Origin of the sequence: Mesorhizobium sp. YC-39 (genome assembly GCF_025753795.1) — a bacterium.
Lineage (GTDB): Bacteria > Pseudomonadota > Alphaproteobacteria > Rhizobiales > Rhizobiaceae > Mesorhizobium.
On record NZ_JAOWPS010000004.1, the window covers coordinates 634,611 to 652,348 of the forward strand.

General features: G+C 62.5%; 13 protein-coding genes. 5 read left to right on the top strand and 8 right to left on the bottom strand.

Annotated elements, in window-relative coordinates:
• Nucleotides 1–152: 152 nt before the first annotated feature.
• On the bottom strand, nt 153–1,097 hold the full coding sequence (locus OHD62_RS24535; protein WP_263788043.1) for a DMT family transporter: 945 nt from the start codon (nt 1,095–1,097) through the stop codon (nt 153–155).
• A 213-nt stretch (nt 1,098–1,310) separates the two neighbouring features.
• On the opposite strand from OHD62_RS24535, the gene OHD62_RS24540 reads away from it, so the two are divergent.
• The gene (locus OHD62_RS24540) at nt 1,311–2,531 is read left to right on the top strand and encodes an alanine racemase (protein WP_263788045.1); all 1,221 of its coding nucleotides are present in this window, start codon (nt 1,311–1,313) and stop codon (nt 2,529–2,531) included.
• 78 nt (nt 2,532–2,609) lie between these two features.
• On the opposite strand, the gene OHD62_RS24545 is transcribed toward OHD62_RS24540, so the two are convergent.
• Nucleotides 2,610–3,788: a lytic murein transglycosylase gene (locus OHD62_RS24545; protein WP_263788046.1), complete on the bottom strand. Its 1,179-nt coding sequence runs from the start codon at nt 3,786–3,788 to the stop codon at nt 2,610–2,612.
• Between the two features lie 82 nt (nt 3,789–3,870).
• On the bottom strand, nt 3,871–4,668 hold the full coding sequence (locus OHD62_RS24550; protein ID WP_263788048.1) for a glycoside hydrolase family 25 protein: 798 nt from the start codon (nt 4,666–4,668) through the stop codon (nt 3,871–3,873).
• 227 nt (nt 4,669–4,895) lie between these two features.
• On the opposite strand from OHD62_RS24550, the gene OHD62_RS24555 reads away from it, so the two are divergent.
• Nucleotides 4,896–6,275 (top strand): serine hydrolase domain-containing protein, encoded by a 1,380-nt coding sequence (locus tag OHD62_RS24555; protein ID WP_263788049.1) that lies wholly within the window; start codon nt 4,896–4,898, stop codon nt 6,273–6,275.
• A 126-nt stretch (nt 6,276–6,401) separates the two neighbouring features.
• On the opposite strand, the gene OHD62_RS24560 is transcribed toward OHD62_RS24555, so the two are convergent.
• The 5 genes from OHD62_RS24560 to OHD62_RS24580 all read right to left on the bottom strand — a co-directional run bounded on the left by OHD62_RS24560 (nt 6,402) and on the right by OHD62_RS24580 (nt 15,664).
• The gene (locus tag OHD62_RS24560; RefSeq protein WP_263788050.1) at nt 6,402–7,607 is read right to left on the bottom strand and encodes a succinylglutamate desuccinylase/aspartoacylase family protein; all 1,206 of its coding nucleotides are present in this window, start codon (nt 7,605–7,607) and stop codon (nt 6,402–6,404) included.
• A 103-nt stretch (nt 7,608–7,710) separates the two neighbouring features.
• A complete protein-coding gene (locus OHD62_RS24565) occupies nt 7,711–9,363 on the bottom strand; it encodes an alpha/beta hydrolase (protein WP_263788053.1) in 1,653 nt (550 codons plus the stop codon).
• Between the two features lie 422 nt (nt 9,364–9,785).
• Nucleotides 9,786–10,451 (bottom strand): class I SAM-dependent methyltransferase, encoded by a 666-nt coding sequence (locus OHD62_RS24570; protein WP_263788056.1) that lies wholly within the window; start codon nt 10,449–10,451, stop codon nt 9,786–9,788.
• The gene (locus tag OHD62_RS24575) at nt 10,448–11,746 is read right to left on the bottom strand and encodes a DUF3419 family protein (RefSeq protein WP_263788057.1); all 1,299 of its coding nucleotides are present in this window, start codon (nt 11,744–11,746) and stop codon (nt 10,448–10,450) included. Before OHD62_RS24575 ends, OHD62_RS24570 begins: the two co-directional genes overlap by 4 nt.
• A gap of 33 nt (nt 11,747–11,779) precedes the next feature.
• The gene (locus OHD62_RS24580; RefSeq protein WP_263788060.1) at nt 11,780–15,664 is read right to left on the bottom strand and encodes a hydantoinase B/oxoprolinase family protein; all 3,885 of its coding nucleotides are present in this window, start codon (nt 15,662–15,664) and stop codon (nt 11,780–11,782) included.
• Nucleotides 15,665–15,845: 181 nt separating this feature from the next.
• Between OHD62_RS24580 and OHD62_RS24585 the strand changes: the two genes are divergently transcribed.
• The 3 genes from OHD62_RS24585 (at nt 15,846) to OHD62_RS24595 (ending at nt 17,696) form a co-directional block, all read left to right on the top strand.
• Entirely contained in the window at nt 15,846–16,046 is a 201-nt protein-coding gene (locus OHD62_RS24585; RefSeq protein WP_263788062.1) for a hypothetical protein, read from the top strand.
• Between the two features lie 166 nt (nt 16,047–16,212).
• The gene (locus OHD62_RS24590) at nt 16,213–16,932 is read left to right on the top strand and encodes a J domain-containing protein (protein ID WP_263788064.1); all 720 of its coding nucleotides are present in this window, start codon (nt 16,213–16,215) and stop codon (nt 16,930–16,932) included.
• The gene (locus OHD62_RS24595; RefSeq protein ID WP_263788068.1) at nt 16,929–17,696 is read left to right on the top strand and encodes an N-acetylmuramoyl-L-alanine amidase; all 768 of its coding nucleotides are present in this window, start codon (nt 16,929–16,931) and stop codon (nt 17,694–17,696) included. Before OHD62_RS24590 ends, OHD62_RS24595 begins: the two co-directional genes overlap by 4 nt.
• The last annotated feature ends 42 nt before the right edge of the window (nt 17,697–17,738 follow it).

Here is a 17,738-nt window from a genome sequence, read left to right on the forward strand (position 1 = left end):
GCGACCCGCTCTTTGCCCTTAAGCCTTGAAACTCTTCGGCAAAAACCCGCTTCGGACCTGTGAATAAAATGTGGCGAAGACTAGGCCATATTGAGGATGACAGGCCTGGATCGGCCCGAAATCAGAATCGATTTTCGGGCCGGGGCGACGATTCAAGGTGTTGGAGCAGCTCCAATTCGACGCGGGGCGAACAGGCGCCCGTCGATGGTGACCAGGCCGAATGCGATCAGCGCCATGCCGCCGAGTTCGAACAATTCGAGCCGTTCGCCGAGGAACAGGAAGCCGAGCAGGATGGCGCTGGCCGGCACGATCAGCGTGACCAGCGAGGCGTTGGTGGCGCCGGCCGAGGCGACGAGATTGAAATAGAGGATATAGGCGAAGGCCGTGGACAGCAATGCTAGCGCCAGCACCGCCGCCCAGATCGGCGGCGAGACGGCGAACAGGCCGGTTGGGCCGTAGGTGATGAGCACGACCGGGATCATGATGATAGTCGAGGCGGTCAATTGTCCGGTGGCGATGACCGGCGAGGGCACGCCCTTGAAGCGGCGGGCGATCATCAGGGCGACCGCATAGGATATCGATGCGCCGATCAGCGCGAATTTCGCCCAGACCGGGCCGCCCAGCCCGGCAAGCAAGCCGGGGCCAATCATCACCGCGGTGCCGGCGATACCGAGCCCGACGCCGGCAAGCTTGTTCCAGGATAGTTTTTCGTCCGATGTCAGCGCGTTGGCAAGGATCAGCGTCCAGAACGGCGTCGTCGAATTGAGCACGGAGGCGACGCCGGCGCCAAGTTCGGTCTGGCCGGCGAAGATCAGCGAGAAGGGGATGACATTGTTGGCAAGCGCCAGCAGGAAGAACAGGCCGGCATGCGGCAAGGCGAGACGGAAGGAAGGACCGCGCAGGGCGAGATAAAGCTGAAGCGCTGTTGCCGCGATGGCGACGCGAAACAGCACCAGCACCAGCGGAGGAAGCTCGGCAACCGCAATACGGGCAAAGAAGAACGAGCCGCCCCAGATGGCGCCGAGCAGTAGAAGCTGCCCCCAGTCCTTCAGCACCATCGGTCCACGCATCGTGGTGGCGTTGGCAGCTATCGCCATGTGATCGTCCTCCCAGACGGTTCTCCGGACCGGTCAGTCACCTGTGGAAGCCATAACGGTTGCGATGACAAGTGCCACCCGAAACCAGATCGGTAGGCTAGCTCTCCTATGTCTGGCGTAGCGCCGTAGCGTCAGGGGGGCGAGACATAGAATTGTTTTCATTCGCGCATAGCTTGGATTAATTGTGCGCAGCCTCAGTCAAGGGATTCGTCCATGCAGCGATTCGAAAATGCCCGCGAAGCGGCGCTGGCGCTTCGCCCGGACGATCCCGTCTATTGCTTTCGCCCGCAGGTGCTGAAGGCCGACGCCAGGCAATTCATGGGGATGTTTCCCGGCAAGACCGCCTATGCGGTCAAGACCAATGGCGAGCAGATCGTGCTGAAGGCGCTGGTCGAAGCCGGCGTTACTGCCTTCGATGTCGCCTCGCCAGGTGAGTTCGCCGCCGTGCGCGCGGTCTCGCCCGATGCCGAAATGCTCTACATGCATCCGGTCAAGGCACAGTCGGACATCAAGCTGGCGTTGGAGAAATATGCCATCCGCGTCATCTCGCTCGACCATGAGGACGAGATCACCAAGCTGACCCGCGTGGTGCGGGCGCTCGACATCGACCCCGGCGCCATCACTGTCTTCGTGCGCATCCAGACCAAAGGATCGGCGGCTTATGAGTTGTCGAAGAAATTCGGCGCCGGGCCGGCCTATGCGGTGGAACTCGCCGAGCGGCTCAACCGGACCGGCTACAAGGTCGGCCTGTGCTTCCATGTCGGCAGCCAGATCGAGGATCCCGACACTTACGAGCGGGCGCTGGCCTCGGCCGACTGGGTGCGCAACCGGCTGACCTTCGATGTGGCGGGGCTCGATGTCGGCGGCGGCTTTCCGGCCGAATACGGCCATGATCCCAACCGCAAGCAGATCGAGATGCCGTCGCTCGGCCAGATCATGTCGCGGCTGGCGGGCGACCTGAAGGAATACCAGTTCGACCAGATGCCGCTGGTGGCGGAGCCGGGCAGGGTGATCGTGGCACGCTGCCTGTCGCTGATCGTGCGGGTGCTGCTGCGCAAGGGCAAGCGGCTCTACATCAATGACGGCATCTGGGCGTCGCTGTCGGATTCATGGACCGGCAAGATCACGCTGCCGGCACGCTTCATCCCCGATCCCGCGATCCGCTCGCGCAATGGCGTGGAGAAGACCATCGTGCCGTTCAAGGTCTGCGGCGCGACCTGCGATTCCGTCGATATCCTGTCGCGGCCATTCTGGTTGCCGGAAACCGTCGACACCGGCGACTGGATCGAAATCGGCCATATCGGCGCCTATTCGCTGTCGCTGAGGACCCGCTTCAACGGGTTCTATCCCGACACATTCGTCGAGGTGACGACGCCATTCGACGAGGGCGACGCGCCGCAAGGGTTTGCGAGTTTGGAGACGATGGCGGATTAGGGAATAGTGAGTAGGAAGTAGTCGTTAGTAGGTAGCGGAATGCAGCTCCGGGATTTTCCCACTGACTACTCACTTTCTTCACAGCTTCGCCAAAAGCTCCGGTGTCGGCCAGCCATCGACGGGAAGGCCGAGCCGCTTCTGTTCCTTGCGGATCGCTTCGCGGGTGTTGGTGCCCAGAATGCCGTCGACCGTGCCCACGTCATAGCCTTTGGCCTCGAGCTTGGTCTGCAGTTCTTTCATCTGGTCGCCAATGAGGCCGGGTTCGGGATTGCGCGGATCGATTTGCGGGGCGCCCGCCAGCCTCGCGGCGAGATTGGCCGCGGTCAGTGCGTAGGTGAAGGACTGGTTCCACTCGAGGTAGACGTCGAAATTGTCGTAGGCGAGGAAGGCCGGTCCCTTGCGGCCCATCGGCAGCGCCAGACCCGCTCTCAGGCCATTGTCGACCAGCGGCGTGCCGTCGGGATTGGTGACGCCCCACTGAGCCCACTGCGTCAGCGGCAGCTTGTTGGTGCGCCCCGTCTGGTCCCACGGCATGTCGTCGGGCACGCGCACTTCCTGGATCCAGGGCTGGTCGCGCTTCCAGCCGCGCGACATGATCTTGCTGGCCGTGGTCATGATCACATCAGGTGCGCTGCCGCGCAGGTCGACCACTTCGTCGCCGTCGCCATCGACGCCGCGGGTCAGATAGTCGGAAGGCAGCATTTGCGTCTGGCCGATCTCGCCGGCCCAGGCGCCGGTGACATCGGCCGGCAGGACGCCGCGGTCGATCAGCGTCAGCAGCGGCACGATCTGCGGCCGGAACAGTTGCGGGCGGCGGCAATCATGCGAGAGCGTCACCAGCGCATTCAGCGTGTGGAAATCGCCTTGCACGGCGCCAAAATCCGTCTCCAGTGCCCAGAAGGCGGCGATGACCGGCGCCTGGACGCCGAATTCGCGGTCGGCGCGGGCAAAGACATCGGCATATTTCTTCAGATTGATCGCGCCCTGCTTCAGCCGGTGGGACGAGATCATGCGGTTCGAGAATTCGAGGAAGGTCTGGGTGAACACGCCCTGGGAGCGGTCGCGCGCCAGCACCTTGTCGTCGATGGTGGCTTTCTCCAACGCATCGAGGCCAGCGCTGCCGACTCCTGCCGCCCTGGCTTCCACCGCCACGCTTTGCTTCCACGCCTCGAAATCGCCGCCGCATTGCTGTGCCGCCGCCGGCAAGGCCGAAGCGGTCAGCAACAGCGCCGCGAGAATTTCAAAGCGCAATCGCATCGCGATCCTTTCGAGACAAAGGCGGTCTTCCAAGACGGAAATCCGCTACCGGCTGTGTCGAAAGCAGGCGGCAGGCCCGGTGTCAACGGGTGTTCTGCCGCAGCCATTTGTTCCAGGCGGCTTCCGAGCCGTTGAAGACATTGATGTCGGCCTTGCCCGGGATGCCCGGCACGATGCCGGTTCCTGTATACTGCCAGAAGGTGAAGGGGTGGCTGCCATATCTCTCGCGCGGGTGGCCAGCCACTGAACGCAGCCAATAGGGATAGCCGCGGAAGGTCGACAAATTGTTGTCGTCGAAGAAATCGATCGAAGTGTAGATGATCGGCTTCTTGCCGTAATGCTTCTCGACGATGTCCAGGAAAACGCTCATCTCGCTGCGCACCGTTGCGGAGTCCGGGCGCAGCTTGCAGGTTGGCGACTGGGGGTTCCATTCCATGTCGAGAACAGGGGGCATCGCCGACCGGTCTTTGGGCACGTTTCGGATGAACCAGCGCGCTTGCGTGGCGGCGGGCGTGCAAAAATAATAGAAATGATAGGCCGCGCGCGGAATTCCGGCTGCTTTCGTGCGACTCCAATGCTCGTCAAAAAAGTTATCGAAGCGATCGCCACCTTCGGTCGCCTTGATGAAAACGAAGGAGATGCCGCTGGCCCTGGCCGCCGGCCAGTCGACCGAGGTCTGATATTTGGAGACGTCGGTGCCGTGAACCGCATAGTTCCATGGCGCGCCGCTTTCCCATTCATGCGGCTTGGAGTCGTCGAAACGCGGGGCGCGTACGGCAACCGTCGGACTGGAGCCAGACGGCGCCAACGGCGTCAGATCGTCGATGGTCGAGCAGGCGCCAAGCAACGCAAGCATGATGAGGACCGCGAAACGGCGCATCGCTACTCCTGAGCCGGTTTCAGCCGGCCGCTGATGGGTTGTTGCTGCAGGTACCCCCTCGTTCTGGCCCCGCCGGACGCTCACCCCATAGGATCGCCCGGTCTTTCCCGTGATCGCCGATCATGGTTGATATCAGGTTGACGACGCTCGACAATAAGCACGATTTGCGGAAGCAATGGCGGCAAATCGATGACATAAGTCTTGTGCCGGACCCCAGAAGGCGGAAAATGCGGATCGTTGCGAAGATCGTCAAGTGGCTGCTGGGGCTGGTCGTGCTGGCGGCCGTTGCACTCGCTGCCTGGCTCTATTTCGCGCCGCCGGAACTGATCCGCGTCGGCTCGGGCTATTCGGCCAAGATCGTCTGCTCGAATGTCTTCATCGCCGGACGCGATGCGAATGACGTACTTGCCGTCGACGTGCAGGCGCCAGGCCATCCGCTATTGAGGCTGATGCGGGTCGCAGTGGACAAGGAGAAGGGCACGGTTTCGGCGGGGCTGTTCGGCGTGTTTGGCAAGAGCGTCGCGGTGGCCCGCGACGGTCTCGGCTGCGCTGCGGTTCCGGACGGCAATATTGCTGCCGCCAAGACCGTCACCGGCGCGGCACTGACACCGGCGCCGCCGCCTGACGCGCTCTGGCCGGAAGGCGACAGGGTCGATGCCTCGCAGAACCCCGAAATCGCTGATATCCTCGACGATGCGGCGCTGACCGGCACCGGCATGCGCGCCGTGGTGGTGGTCAAGAACGGCCGCATCGTCGCCGAGCGCTATGGCGACGGCTTTTCGCAGAAGACGCCGCTGCTCGGCTGGTCGATGACCAAGACGGTGAACGCCGCGATCGTCGGCACGGTGGTGAAGGACGGCAAGCTGGCGATGACCAACCAGGGCCTGTTCGGCCCCTGGAAAGCCGATGGCCGCGCCGCCATCAGCCTGGCCGACATGATGGCGATGTCGAGCGGACTCGAATTCAACGAGGATTATGGCGACGTCGCCGACGTGACGCGCATGCTCTATCTCGAGCCTGACATGGCGGGCTTTGCCGAATCCAAGCCGCTGACCGGCGACGTCGGCAAGGTGTTCTCCTATTCGAGCGGCACGGCGGTGATGCTGTCCCGGCTGTGGCAGGATGCGATCGGCGACAAGGACAAGGCGCTGGCATGGCCAAGGGTCGCCCTGTTCAATCCCCTCGGCATGCAGAGCGCGGTGCTCGAGGCCGACGAGCATGGCACCTTCGTCGGTTCGTCCTATCTCTACGCCACAGCGCGCGACTGGGCGCGCTTCGGCCAGTTCCTGCTGCAGGACGGCGTCTGGAACGGCGAGGACATCTTGCCGGCCGGTTTCGTCGGCTGGATGCGGGAAGCAGCGCCCGCCACGAAAGTCTACGGCAAGGGCCAGTTGTGGATCGAAGGCCCGGGCGACGAGGAGAGCCCCGGCGCCGGCGTCGCTGCTGGCCTGCCTCAGGATACGTACTGGATGGAGGGGCATGACGGGCAGACGGTAGCTATCATTCCGTCGGAGCAGTTGGTGGTGGTAAGGCTCGGCCTGACGCCGGCCAAGCTTGGCTACCGTCCGCAGACGATGGTGACGGCGCTGGTAAAGGCGCTGCATTAGGGTCAAAACCCAATCACCTGAACGACCCTTCTCGGACATTTGACGCCAAGAGCCGGGACGACGCAGGTTGGGTGGGAAGCAAGATCGCTCATCAGTTCACCTAAGCCGCCTCGGAAGGCTGTGAACTCACTCGGGATAGGTCTCAACGCCCTCCGTCGTCGCCTTGTGGAAAAGGATAAATGCCAAGGGGTTGCCGGGCTCGGCCATTGCATCGCTGCGCTTGCCAGTCATCTCTCCAGCCACGCTGCTTGTATATTCCGCAACCACGTCGCCGAAGCTATTGCGCTGGACGGCCACCTTCTGCCCGGGTTCGACCTTGTCGTTGAGCTTGACCAGATACTCGACCAACCCGCCTTGGGTTGCCAGGATCGGGAATGCGCTGTTGCCGACAAAGACGGTCACGTCCTTGCCTGTGCGTCCCATCGGCCCGGCGACGATGCCGTGATGCTTGAGCACGTTCATCGTGCCTTCCACGAATAGCCCGATCATCTCGAGGTCCAGGTGGCGGGCAGCCCCGATCTCCGGGCAAAAGGACGGGATGCCCGCGGCGTTAAACGCGTTATGGAGGACATTGGGATATGTAGGATTGTCGAAGATCTGGCCGATGGGATAGAGCTCCGCCATCGCCTTGATCTCGGGCACGTCCATCTCGGCAATATTGAATGCGGTGACCTCGAATCCGGTCGTTCCGGTATGGAAGTCGATCGCGAAGTCGGCGTTGGGCCGCAGCAGCCGGTTGAACACCAGCCCGGCATGCCGGCTTGCCGCGGTGAAGCCGTTCTCGTTGCCGGGCCATTCCCGGTTCATGTCGATCAGGTCGGCGCCCCTGCCCGAATTGGGCCATCGGCGCTGCATGCTTTCGAGGGCCGGGCGGGACACGTCCGTGACCGCCATCACCGTGCCCGACATCTGCGCCGGGTCGAGCTGGCTCATCACGGTCTGGACCGTATGCACAGAACTCATCTCGTCGCCATGCACACCACTGACCAGGACGGCGCGCTTGCCCGGCTTTGCCCCCTTGGCGACCGTCACGGACACATACCAGTGCTGACCGGTGGGCATCTGCACGCCCTGAAAATACAGAAGGTGCTTCTTGCCGGGCTCCAGGTCCTCGACGTCGAGCGCGCTGACGACTTTCTTCCCCTGGATCACATCGCCGGTATAGACCGTCCCTGATGGCGCACCCGATGCCGGGTCGGCAGGGGAAGCCGCTGTGTCCTGGGCGTTCGCGGCGCCACCGTTGGCCGTAAGGGCGGCCGCCGCTCCGAACGTGGCAATGGAGGCAACTAATAGATCGCGGCGATCGAGGCCTTTTTTAGGGTTGTCCGACATGATGAGGATCTCCTTATGTCGTGTGGAAAGCCAAAGTCGAATGCCAAAAGTGTAGACTTTCGCAAGCAAATCGCTCGCATAACGCGCTCGTCGCAGGCAGCGATCACATCCTGCCGCGAGCGGCAAGATACTGCTTCAATCGCGCGATCTGGTCGGCAGACCAGCCCTGCGGATCAGTCACCCCGAGCCACGCGTCGACGTAGTGTTCGGGCGCAAAGACATGACCATAGCCCATCGGCGTATTGGTCGCGACGGCCATGTCAAAGGCCAACTGTAGCATCGATACCACCGGATACCACCGCAGTTCCGGCGAGACGTCCGGGCCGCGTGGAGCGTCCATCCACTCGGGACGACGATAGAAGTCGCGATAATCGAAAAACGTAATCGCATCGCTGGCATATTGGAGGTAGACAATGCGCATGGGACCCCACGGCGCGTCCGCCGGACCGGACTCGCCATTCTGGTTCATGAAGCGGACGAAGGAACCGTTCCGGAACCGCGGCAACCAAGCAGGCGTACCGGCATTGCGATGCTCCGTTATGCTGCGCCAGATTCTGCTCTCAAAGGGCGGACCGCTCCACAGCGCCCCTTGGACAGGGTCACCAAGTATCTCGAAAAGCTGCACGGATCTCTCGGAGTTCATCGCTCCGAGGCTCAGACCATGCAGATAGAGTTTGGGTCGCCTGTCGTGGGGAAGCGTCGTCCAATATTCATAGATTGCGGCAAACAAAGCCCTTGCTGCTTCAGAGCCGTATTCCGGCTCGACCAGCAACGATAGCGGGCTCGACAGATAGGAGTACTGCTGGGCAACACTCGCCACGTCGCCATTGTGGAGGTATTCAACCGTATCCATCGCGGCGGGATCGATCCAGCCACTTCCGGTAGGCGTGATGACGACCAGTACGGAGCGTTCGAAGGCCCCGACGCGCTTTGATTCCTCAAGGGCAAGTTGCGCCCTCTCTTCGGCCGTGTCGGCCGTGCGAAGCCCCACATAGACCCGGATGGGTTCGCGCGCATCCTTTTGCGTGAACGTGCTTATCTCGCTAGCGGTAGGTCCCGTCGCGATGAACTCCCGTCCTGCCCGTCCAAGTTCTTTCCAACTGACGAGGGAAGCGGCGCTGCCGGTCTTGAGCGGAGCTGTCGGCTGCGCTCGATCCGGTTCGACGAGGGCATCAAACGTTGCGAAGGACGAATCGGCGAGGTAGAGCGCGTAGCGGAAGAGCACGCCATTTGCGACCGCCCAGAACAGCAATATCGCGACAGTGAAACCGATCACATTCGAAACCCTGCGGGGGACGAAGCGGCCCGACCTTTCTGAAATCAAACGGGAGATGCGTTTGAAGAGCCGGACCAACGCGATGATCATCAGGAACATGACGATCGCGATGACGCAGACTTCAAGCGGATGCGCGCTCGTCACAGGTTCGAGGTGCATCAGTTGACGGATTGAGTTTTGCCATTCCGCCGCCCACCATAAAAACAAGATGGCGATTGCCGCGCAAATGGCCGCGACGGCGATCTTGAGAGCAAGCAGGAACCGCTCACGCGGTTCCGGAAGCTCCATATAGGCCCACAGCCAGCGCCACGCGACTCCGATGCCGTATCCGGCGGCGAAACATGCCCCGGAGAGCACGCCCTGGGTCAGGTAGGTTCGAGGAACAAGGGTCGGCGTAAGAGAAGCTACGAAGAACAGCGTACCCACGACGAGGCCGCCAGCAGAAAGCGAGCGCCAGAACTTTGCCACCCAGTTGCGCATTTGGCCGCTTCGCTTCTCCCAGGATAGTGGCTTCGCGATGAATACGACCAGCCCATCATGGCTTGCTCTCGCGTTTTGTAGAAGGAGGTCAGGATAAATTTCCAGCTGTTCCGTCTGGCAAGTCGCAATATCTGGTTGAGTTGCATTGCGATCGTCAAAAATCCCGTCGCTGTTGGAGAGCCAATGTTTGCAAACGGCGCGACCGCACCGCGAAGCCCAGACGGGTCAAGAGGATACTCGGTTGAGCGTTGGCCTTTGGCGCCGGAAGACGCAAGCGGCGTTCGCCCGGTCTAGTCTAATCCGATTCAGAGTTCGTTCTTGTGAAGAGCGCGGCGAGGTGGACGGCAATGTCCGCTCCTGACGCGCGAAGTTGCCCGTCTTCGACTCCGGCTCGGCCTGACCGGAATTCCAACACACCCTGACTAGCTACGCTGTCCGACCACGGCGAGCCATGCATAGCCGCGATAAAGTGTTCTGAATCGAAGGCTTGCGCCGACTCTTGCAGATTCCGATTCCAGGACATCGCGCAGGGATTCACGTGGCTCGACATGGAATTTTCTCAGCCAGCCGCGCAGCAGTGTGCGGAACCAGCCTGGCAGGGCCTCCTGCTGGCCGAAATCGACGACATGCAGAGAGCCATCAGGCGAAAGGGCGGCTAGTGCCGCCGATACGGTCTTTTCCCAACCGGGGATCATCGAGAGCGAATAGGACACGAATATGCGGTCGAAACTCTCGAGGCCGAACAGCGCCTTCGCATCGAAATCGGTGGCGTCGCCGCGCGCCAGCGCAACACGGCTGGACAGGCCTTCGCGGACCATGGCGGCGCTCGCCGTCTCCAGCATTTCGGCGGAAATATCGAGGCCGAAGAAACGGGCGCCGGGATAGCGCCGGGCGGCAAGCACGATGTTGCGGCCGGTGCCGCAGCCGAGTTCGAGCACGGTTCCGCCAGCCGGCACGTCCAGCCCTGAGATCAGCCGGTCGCGGCCAAGCAGATAGTATTTGCGGGTCAGGTCGTAGAAATGGCGCTGCCAGCGATAGACGCCGTCCATCAGTTCGGCATGGCTGGCCGGCAGCTCACTCGTGCTCATGCGGCCCGCTTCACATAGAGGTGGAAGCCGCCATAGATGGCCGAACGGTCGCGGGCCGAGAATTCGCGCGAGGCGTCATCCTCATAGTGCCACTGGTCGAGCAGCGAGTTCGAGACCCGGCCGGGCAGGAGGCTGGGTTCGGCCGCGGTGCGGAAGATGACGCGGGCGCCAGCGGATGCGGTGCGGGTAATCTCTGCCCACAAAGCGTTGAGCTGGTCGTCGGTCATCCAGTCCTGCGCATCGAGCAGCACGAAGCGGTCGACCGAGCCGGCATCCTTGGCGGCGAGGAATTCGATCAGATTGGCGTGGTGGATGGCGACGCGATCGACATTGTTGCGGATTGTCTTGTAGTTGCGCTTTTCGAGATAGGCAGGCAGCGCGGCCTCGCCGGGGTTGGGATAGCGGCGCGCAAAAGCCTGCCAGGCGAAATAATTGGTCTGCAACGGAAAATCGCAGGCGAGCTTTTCCAGCCGCGCCTTCAGGACGCTGGCCATTGTGCCGTCGCCCGAGGTGATCAGCGAATCGTACTGGGCCGGCGGAATGCCGAGACCGAACAGCGAGGCTTTTCGCGACGTTGCCCATTTCAGCAAGGGTTTTTCGAAGACGGGCGCCAGTTCCTCGTTGAAGAAGCGGCGCTGGTCGGCGATGGTTTTCGCTTTCATGATGCCGGCGGGATCGACGCCGAAGAATTTGCCAACGCGATGACCCATGGCGATGAACAGGCCGAGCAGGCCGGTCTGGTAGAAATTGCGGTCGAAGACGGCGATGCGGCGACGGCCACGCCAGTTGCGCCGCTCCCAATAGTGGCGGCTGACCGGGTCGAGACGCGGGGCGATGAAGCGGTCGTAGGCTTCCGAATTGTGGCTGGTGTCGGCGGCGCCGAAGAAGCGGAACAGATCGCCCTGCGAGGGCAGATGGCGCACCGCCTCCAGCTTCATGCGGTTCAGCGCGATGTGGGCGGCGTTGAGATCGACGGCGTCGATCCTTTCGGGCGAGCGGGTGAGATAGGCCAGAATGTTGCAGCCGCCGGACGCAATGGTGACGATGCGATGGCCCTGGCCAAGCTGCATCGCCTCCATGTCGACATCGGGGTCTTCCCAGATCTGCGGATAGACAAGGCCGGAAAACAGCAAGGCAAACAGCCGTTCGGAAACACCGGCCTTTGACAGGGGACGGTTCTGGTAGACGGCTTTTCCAACTTCCTTGCCGCGACGAAAAACGAGTTCCCCGGAAAGATCCGTCATAGCAAGGTGATTCCCCATTTGCGTTGGCGCAAGCGGGTAGCGCAGGGTCATGACAAGCCGGTGACAGTCTTGTTGACGCCCAGCTCAGGCTTTGCCGAAGCCACCCGGCGTCGGTGTCGTGAGGATGACGGCCTCGCCGGCATCGAGCACGGTCTGGTCGCAGGCTTTTAGCACTTCAATCGTACCATCGTTGCGGCGGATTTTGGTCGAGCCGGCCTCGCCGTCGCCACCGCCGTCCAGCCCTTGCGGCGGGCGATTGCGATGCGAGGACAGGATCGCGCACTCCATCTTTTCGAGGAAACGGATGGTGCGCTTGGTGCCGTCGCCGGCGCTCCATCTGCCTTTGCCGCCGGAACCTTCGCGGATGTGGAAATCCTCGAGCAGGACGGGGAAACGCAGTTCCAGCACTTCCGGGTCGGTGAGGCGCGAATTGGTCATGTGGGTGTGGACACCCGAAGTGCCGGCAAAGCCGCGGCCTGAGTTCATCCGGCCGGCCGGCGAGCCGGAGCAGATCGTCTCGTAATACTGGTAGCGCTTGTTGCCGAAGGTGAGGTTGTTCATCGTGCCTTGTGCATTGGCCATCGCGCCCATGGCGCCGAACAGCGCGTTGGTGACATGCTGTGAGGTCTCGACATTGCCGGCGACGACGGCGGCGGGGTAGGCGGGTTTCAGCATCGAGCCTTCGGGGATGACGATGTTGATGGGGCGCAGACAACCGGAGTTCATCGGGATCATGTCCTCCACCATGACGCGGAAGACATAGAGCACGGCGGCGCGGGCGACCGGCTCGGGCGCGTTGAAATTGTTCTTCATCACCGGTGACGTGCCAGTGAAGTCGACCGTCGCCTCGCGCTTGTGCCGGTCGACCGATATCTTGACCTTGATCACCTGGCCGGTGTCGGTTGGATATTCGTATACGGAACTGTCGGGCAAGCGCTCCAGCACGCGGCGTACGCTCTCGGCCGCATTGTCCTGGACATGGCCCATATAGGCCTCGACGACATCGAGGCCGAAATGCGCGACCATCTTGCGCAGCTCGGCGACGCCCTTTTCGTTGGCGGCGATCTGCGCCTTGAGGTCGGCGATGTTCTGGTGCGGGTTGCGCGCGGGATAGCGATGGTCGGTGAGCAGCGTCTCCAGCTCCTTCTCGCGGAAGCGGCCGCGATCGACGATGCGGAAATTGTCGAACAACACGCCTTCCTCGTCGACCGTGGTGGCGAGCGGCGTCATCGAGCCGGGCGCCGTGCCGCCGATATCGGCATGATGGCCGCGTGAGGCGACGTAGAAGAGGATTTCCTCTCCCCTTGAGGGGGAGGTGGCGGCGAAGCCGCCGGAGGGGGTCGTTGCGGCAGTGCTCGACGTTCTTGTAGTGCCTCCTGCGAGGACCCCCTCTGGCCGCTTTGCGGCCATCTCCCCCTCAAGGGGGGAGATAAGATCTGCGCTTGCAAACACCGGTGTCACCACCGTGATGTCAGGCAGGTGCGTGCCGCCATTGTAGGGCGCGTTTAGGGCAAAGACGTCGCCGGGATGGATGTCGCCGGAGTTCAGCCGGATGATCGTCTCGACCGATCGGTCCATGGAGCCGAGATGCACCGGCATGTGCGGCGCGTTGGCAACCAGCGCGCCGTGGCGGTCGAAGACCGCGCAGGAGAAATCCAGCCGTTCCTTGATGTTGACGGAATAGGCGGTGTTTTGCAGCGTCACGCCCATCTGCTCGGCGATCGACATGAAGAGGTTGTTGAAGACCTCCAGCATGACCGGATCGGCGGCGGTGCCAAGCGCTGCCTGTCGGCGCTTTTTTTCGACGCGGCGCAGCAGAACGTGGTTCTTGGCGGTGATTTCGGCCTGCCAGCCCGGTTCGACGACGATGGTCTGGTTCGGCTCGATGATCAGGGCAGGGCCGGCAATTTGGTGCCCTGGTCCGAGTGTCTCGCGGCGAAAGACGCCGGCACTGCGCCACTCTCCTTCGGTGAAGATTTCGCGGGTTTGCGAGGGGGTTAGCGTGAGATCTTCGGTTTCTGAATCACTTTCGTCGCGGCCGGCGCCGCCGGTGTCGGTGCCTTCGACGCCGACCGTTTCGACGATCATCGGCTTGTCGTCATAAACGAAACCGAACTGCGCCTTGTGGGCGATTTCGAAATCGCGCCTGGCTTGGAAAATCGAGTCTTCCTCGAAATTCACCGGCAGTGTCGTGTCGGTGCCGTCGTAGCGAATGTGCAACACTGGCTTCGCGGCAACCGCGTCCTCAGCGATGCCTTGCGCCGCGAGCTCGGCGGCGACGGCCTTTCTCAAGCTGGCAATAAGGTTGCCGATCTCGGTTCGGGATTCTTCGGCAAGAGGCTTGAGCAGCGCCTGCTGGCGCGAGGCAAAGACGGAGGACAGGCCGATGCCATAGGCCGAGAGCAGGCCGGAGAACGGATGGATCAGCACCGCCCCCATACCGAGCGCATCGGCGACGAGGCAAGCGTGCTGGCCGCCGGCGCCGCCGAAGCAGTTCAGCAGATATTCGGTGACGTCGTAGCCGCGCTGCACGGAAATCTTCTTGATGGCGTTGGCCATGTTCTCCACGGCGATGGTGACGAAGCCTTCCGCGACCGCCTCGGGCGCGCGCCCATCGCCGATTTCGGCGGCAAGTGCGGCGAATTTGCTACGCACGACCCCCACATCGAGCGGCTCATCCTGGCCGGGACCGAAAATCGCCGGGAAGAAATCGGGCTGCAGCTTGCCCAACATGACATTGGCGTCGGTGACGGCCAGTGGCCCGCCGCGCCGGTAGGCGGCCGGGCCGGGATTGGCGCCGGCGGAGTCGGGGCCGGCGCGGAAGCGGCCTGCCTCGTAATGCAGGACCGAGCCGCCGCCGGCGGCGACGGTGTGGATGCGCATCATCGGCGCGCGGATGCGTACGCCGGCGACCTCGGTGTCGAAGGCGCGCTCGTAGTCGCCGTCATAGTGGGCGACGTCGGTCGAGGTGCCGCCCATGTCGAAGCCGATGACCTTGTCAAAGCCGGCGAGCTTCGCCGTCTCGACCATGCCAACGACGCCGCCTGCCGGGCCGGACAACAGCGCGTCCTTGCCTTGGAACATGTCGGCGGCGGTGAGGCCGCCCGAGGACATCATGAACATGAGATGGGGGGATTCCCTCCCCCTCGAGGGGAGGGTGGCGGCGAAGCCGCCGGGTGGGGTCGGATCGACTGGGTTCGACGATCTGGCGGTGCCTTCTGAGAGGCCCCCCTCTGTCGGCTTCGCCGACATCTCCCCCTCGAGGGGAGAGAGGACGCCGAGCTCTTGGCCAACCCTTTGCACATACCGCGACAGAATCGGCGAGAGATAGGCGTCGACCACGGTGGTGTCGCCACGGCCGACCAATTTGATCAGCGGCGACACTTCATGGCTGACCGAGACCTGCGAAAACCCGAGCTTGCGGCAGACTTTGGCGACTGCTTTCTCATGGTCGGGATATTTCCACGCATGCATGAAGACGATAGCCACCGCATCGATACCATCGGCCTTAGCCCGCTCGATGGCCGGCCGGCACGCGGCGATGTCGAGCAGTCTTTCGACGCTGCCGTCGGCGCGTACGCGTTCGTCGATCTCGATGACGCGCTCATAGAGTTGTTCGGGAAGAATGATCTCCTTGGCGAAGATGTCGGGCCGTGCCTGATAGGCAATCCTCAGGGCATCGTGAAAGCCCTTGGTGATGAGCAACAGCACACGGTCGCCCTTGCGCTCCAGAAGCGCGTTGGTGGCAACGGTGGTGCCCATCTTGATGTCGCCGATCAGGCCGGAAGGGATGGCAGCGCCTGATTCCAGCCCGAGCAGATCGCGAATGCCCTGGATGGCGGCATCGGCATAGGCTTCCGGGTTTTCGGACAGCAGCTTGCGCGGATGCAGCGCACCTTCCGGATCCCGGCCAATGACATCGGTGAAGGTGCCGCCGCGGTCGATCCAGAAATCCCATTTTGCGGTCACGACACGCCTCCCGGCATTTTCACTGTCCGATCTGTTAGTTCGAGATGCCCCGGCCGGCAATCGCCAAAGGATATGAAGATGTTACAGGTGGAAATGCAACGTTACGAAACTCATATCCGCCTCATGCATTTTGTCCTCGACCGCCACCGGTAACGGCGGCGTGATCAGAGGAGAAAAAGTTATGAAAAAGCTCATTCTTGCGTCGGTTTCGGCGCTTGCACTGCTCGGCGTTGCGGCCTGCAGCGACAGCGGCACCGATACCACCACCACGCAGAGCACCAATCCGCCGGCCGCCGAACAGCCGATGCAGCCGGCACCTGACGCCACGAAGCCTGCTGAACCAGCTCCGGCTCCGGCGGCGCCTGCTGCCCCGGCGCAGTAGCTCATACCACAAACAGGGAAGGCCGGCCCACGCCGGCCTTTTCTATTTCTAATTAGAGATGCTGTTTGGTGCCTGCCGATTGGGCATGCCAGCAAATCGGCAGGACCATGCCCTGCGGCACTGTCTTCGCTTGATAGCGGTGGCCGGTTGGCCCTATTAAGCCCTCATGTCGATTTGGGACCGCTTCGGCGACTTCATCACCCGCGTTTCGTCTTCAGCCTCGTCGGGTGTCGCCGATGTCGTCGAGGCCGTGCGGACGGTTTTCTCGGGCGATGCCGATCTGCGCCGGCGCGTCGCCTTCTCGGTGGCGATGATCGCGCTGTCGGCCAAGATGGCCAAGGCCGATGGCATCGTCACCCAGGACGAGGTGCGCGCCTTCCAGGAAATATTCGATGTGCCGAGAGAGCAGACGCGCAATGTGGCGCGCCTCTACGACCTAGCCAAGCGCGACGTTGCCGGGTTCGAGACCTATGCGGAGCGCATGGCGCAGCTTTGCGGCTCCGGCCACTCGAACTGCGTAATGCTGGAGGACATTCTCGACGGGCTGTTCCACATCGCCAAGGCCGACGGTCTGGTCCATGAGCGCGAAGGCTTGTTCCTGCATCGCATCGCCGAGATCTTCCGGATCGAGGAGGCGCACTACCAGAGCATTCTGGCACGACACGTCAATCTCGGTGCCGGAGATCCCTATGTCGTGCTCGGCATCGAGCGCGGGAAGTCTTTCGAGGAGGTTCGCAAGCGGTATCGCAAGCTGGTCTCGGACAATCATCCCGACCGGCTGATCGCACGCGGCTTGCCGCAGGAATTCATCAAGATCGCGACGACCCGGATCGCGGCGATCAACGCCGCCTATGAGATGATCGAGCGAGGTCTTCGGCACGCATGAGCGGCTTCCTGCCCGACGAGCCGAGCGCCGAGGTCAGGGTATCGCCGAATTTCGGCCCGCGACGCGAAACGACCAGGCCCGACATGATCGTGCTGCATTACACCGGCATGAAGACCGGCGCGGGTGCCGAAGCATGGCTATGCGATCCGGCCAGCGAGGTCTCGTCGCATTATCTCGTCCATGAGGACGGCCACATCGTCCAGATGGTGAGGGAAAGCGACCGTGCCTGGCATGCCGGCAAGAGTTCGTGGTTCGGACGCACCGATATAAATTCCTGTTCGATCGGCATCGAGATCGTCAATCCGGGGCATTCGCTGGGCTATCGCAACTTTCCCAAACGGCAGATCGATGCCGTGATCGGCCTGTGCAAGGGGATTGTCCAGCGCCATTCCATTCCAGCTCAACGGGTGCTCGCCCATTCCGACGTGGCGCCGGGCCGCAAGATCGATCCGGGCGAGAAATTCCCGTGGAAGGCGCTGTTCGAGGCTGGTGTCGGTCATCTCGTCGAAGCTGCATCCATCAGGCGCGGCGCGGCGCTGAAGACCGGCGATGCGGGCGCCGAGGTGGAGGCGTTGCAATCGATGCTGGCGCTCTACGGTTATGGCGTGGAGATATCGGGGGCTTTCGACCGGCAGACCGAAATCGTGGTCGACGCTTTCCAGCGGCATTTCCGGCAGCGCAAGGTGGACGGCCTCGCCGACGGATCGACGATCCGTACGCTCGAAAGGTTGCTCGCTTCCGCAAGGACAGTTTCTTCCAAGTAGTCTTTTTACCGTCCTAAAGTTACAGCCTGTCACTCAAAGTGA

Bases quoted from the DNA above. Each gene is read 5' to 3' on its own strand.
- OHD62_RS24540 (WP_263788045.1), top strand. From the start codon at position 1,311: ATGCAGCGATTCGAAAATGCCCGCGAAGCGGCGCTGGCGCTTCGCCCG.
- OHD62_RS24590 (WP_263788064.1), top strand. From the start codon at position 16,213: ATGTCGATTTGGGACCGCTTCGGCGACTTCATCACCCGCGTTTCGTCT.
- OHD62_RS24550 (WP_263788048.1), bottom strand. From the start codon at position 4,668: ATGCGCCGTTTCGCGGTCCTCATCATGCTTGCGTTGCTTGGCGCCTGC.
- OHD62_RS24535 (WP_263788043.1), bottom strand. From the start codon at position 1,097: ATGGCGATAGCTGCCAACGCCACCACGATGCGTGGACCGATGGTGCTG.
- OHD62_RS24575 (WP_263788057.1), bottom strand. From the start codon at position 11,746: ATGACCCTGCGCTACCCGCTTGCGCCAACGCAAATGGGGAATCACCTT.
- OHD62_RS24565 (WP_263788053.1), bottom strand. From the start codon at position 9,363: ATGCGCAACTGGGTGGCAAAGTTCTGGCGCTCGCTTTCTGCTGGCGGC.
- OHD62_RS24585 (WP_263788062.1), top strand. From the start codon at position 15,846: ATGAAAAAGCTCATTCTTGCGTCGGTTTCGGCGCTTGCACTGCTCGGC.
- OHD62_RS24545 (WP_263788046.1), bottom strand. From the start codon at position 3,788: ATGCGATTGCGCTTTGAAATTCTCGCGGCGCTGTTGCTGACCGCTTCG.
- OHD62_RS24570 (WP_263788056.1), bottom strand. From the start codon at position 10,451: ATGAGCACGAGTGAGCTGCCGGCCAGCCATGCCGAACTGATGGACGGC.
- OHD62_RS24595 (WP_263788068.1), top strand. From the start codon at position 16,929: ATGAGCGGCTTCCTGCCCGACGAGCCGAGCGCCGAGGTCAGGGTATCG.
- OHD62_RS24555 (WP_263788049.1), top strand. From the start codon at position 4,896: ATGCGGATCGTTGCGAAGATCGTCAAGTGGCTGCTGGGGCTGGTCGTG.
- OHD62_RS24560 (WP_263788050.1), bottom strand. From the start codon at position 7,607: ATGTCGGACAACCCTAAAAAAGGCCTCGATCGCCGCGATCTATTAGTT.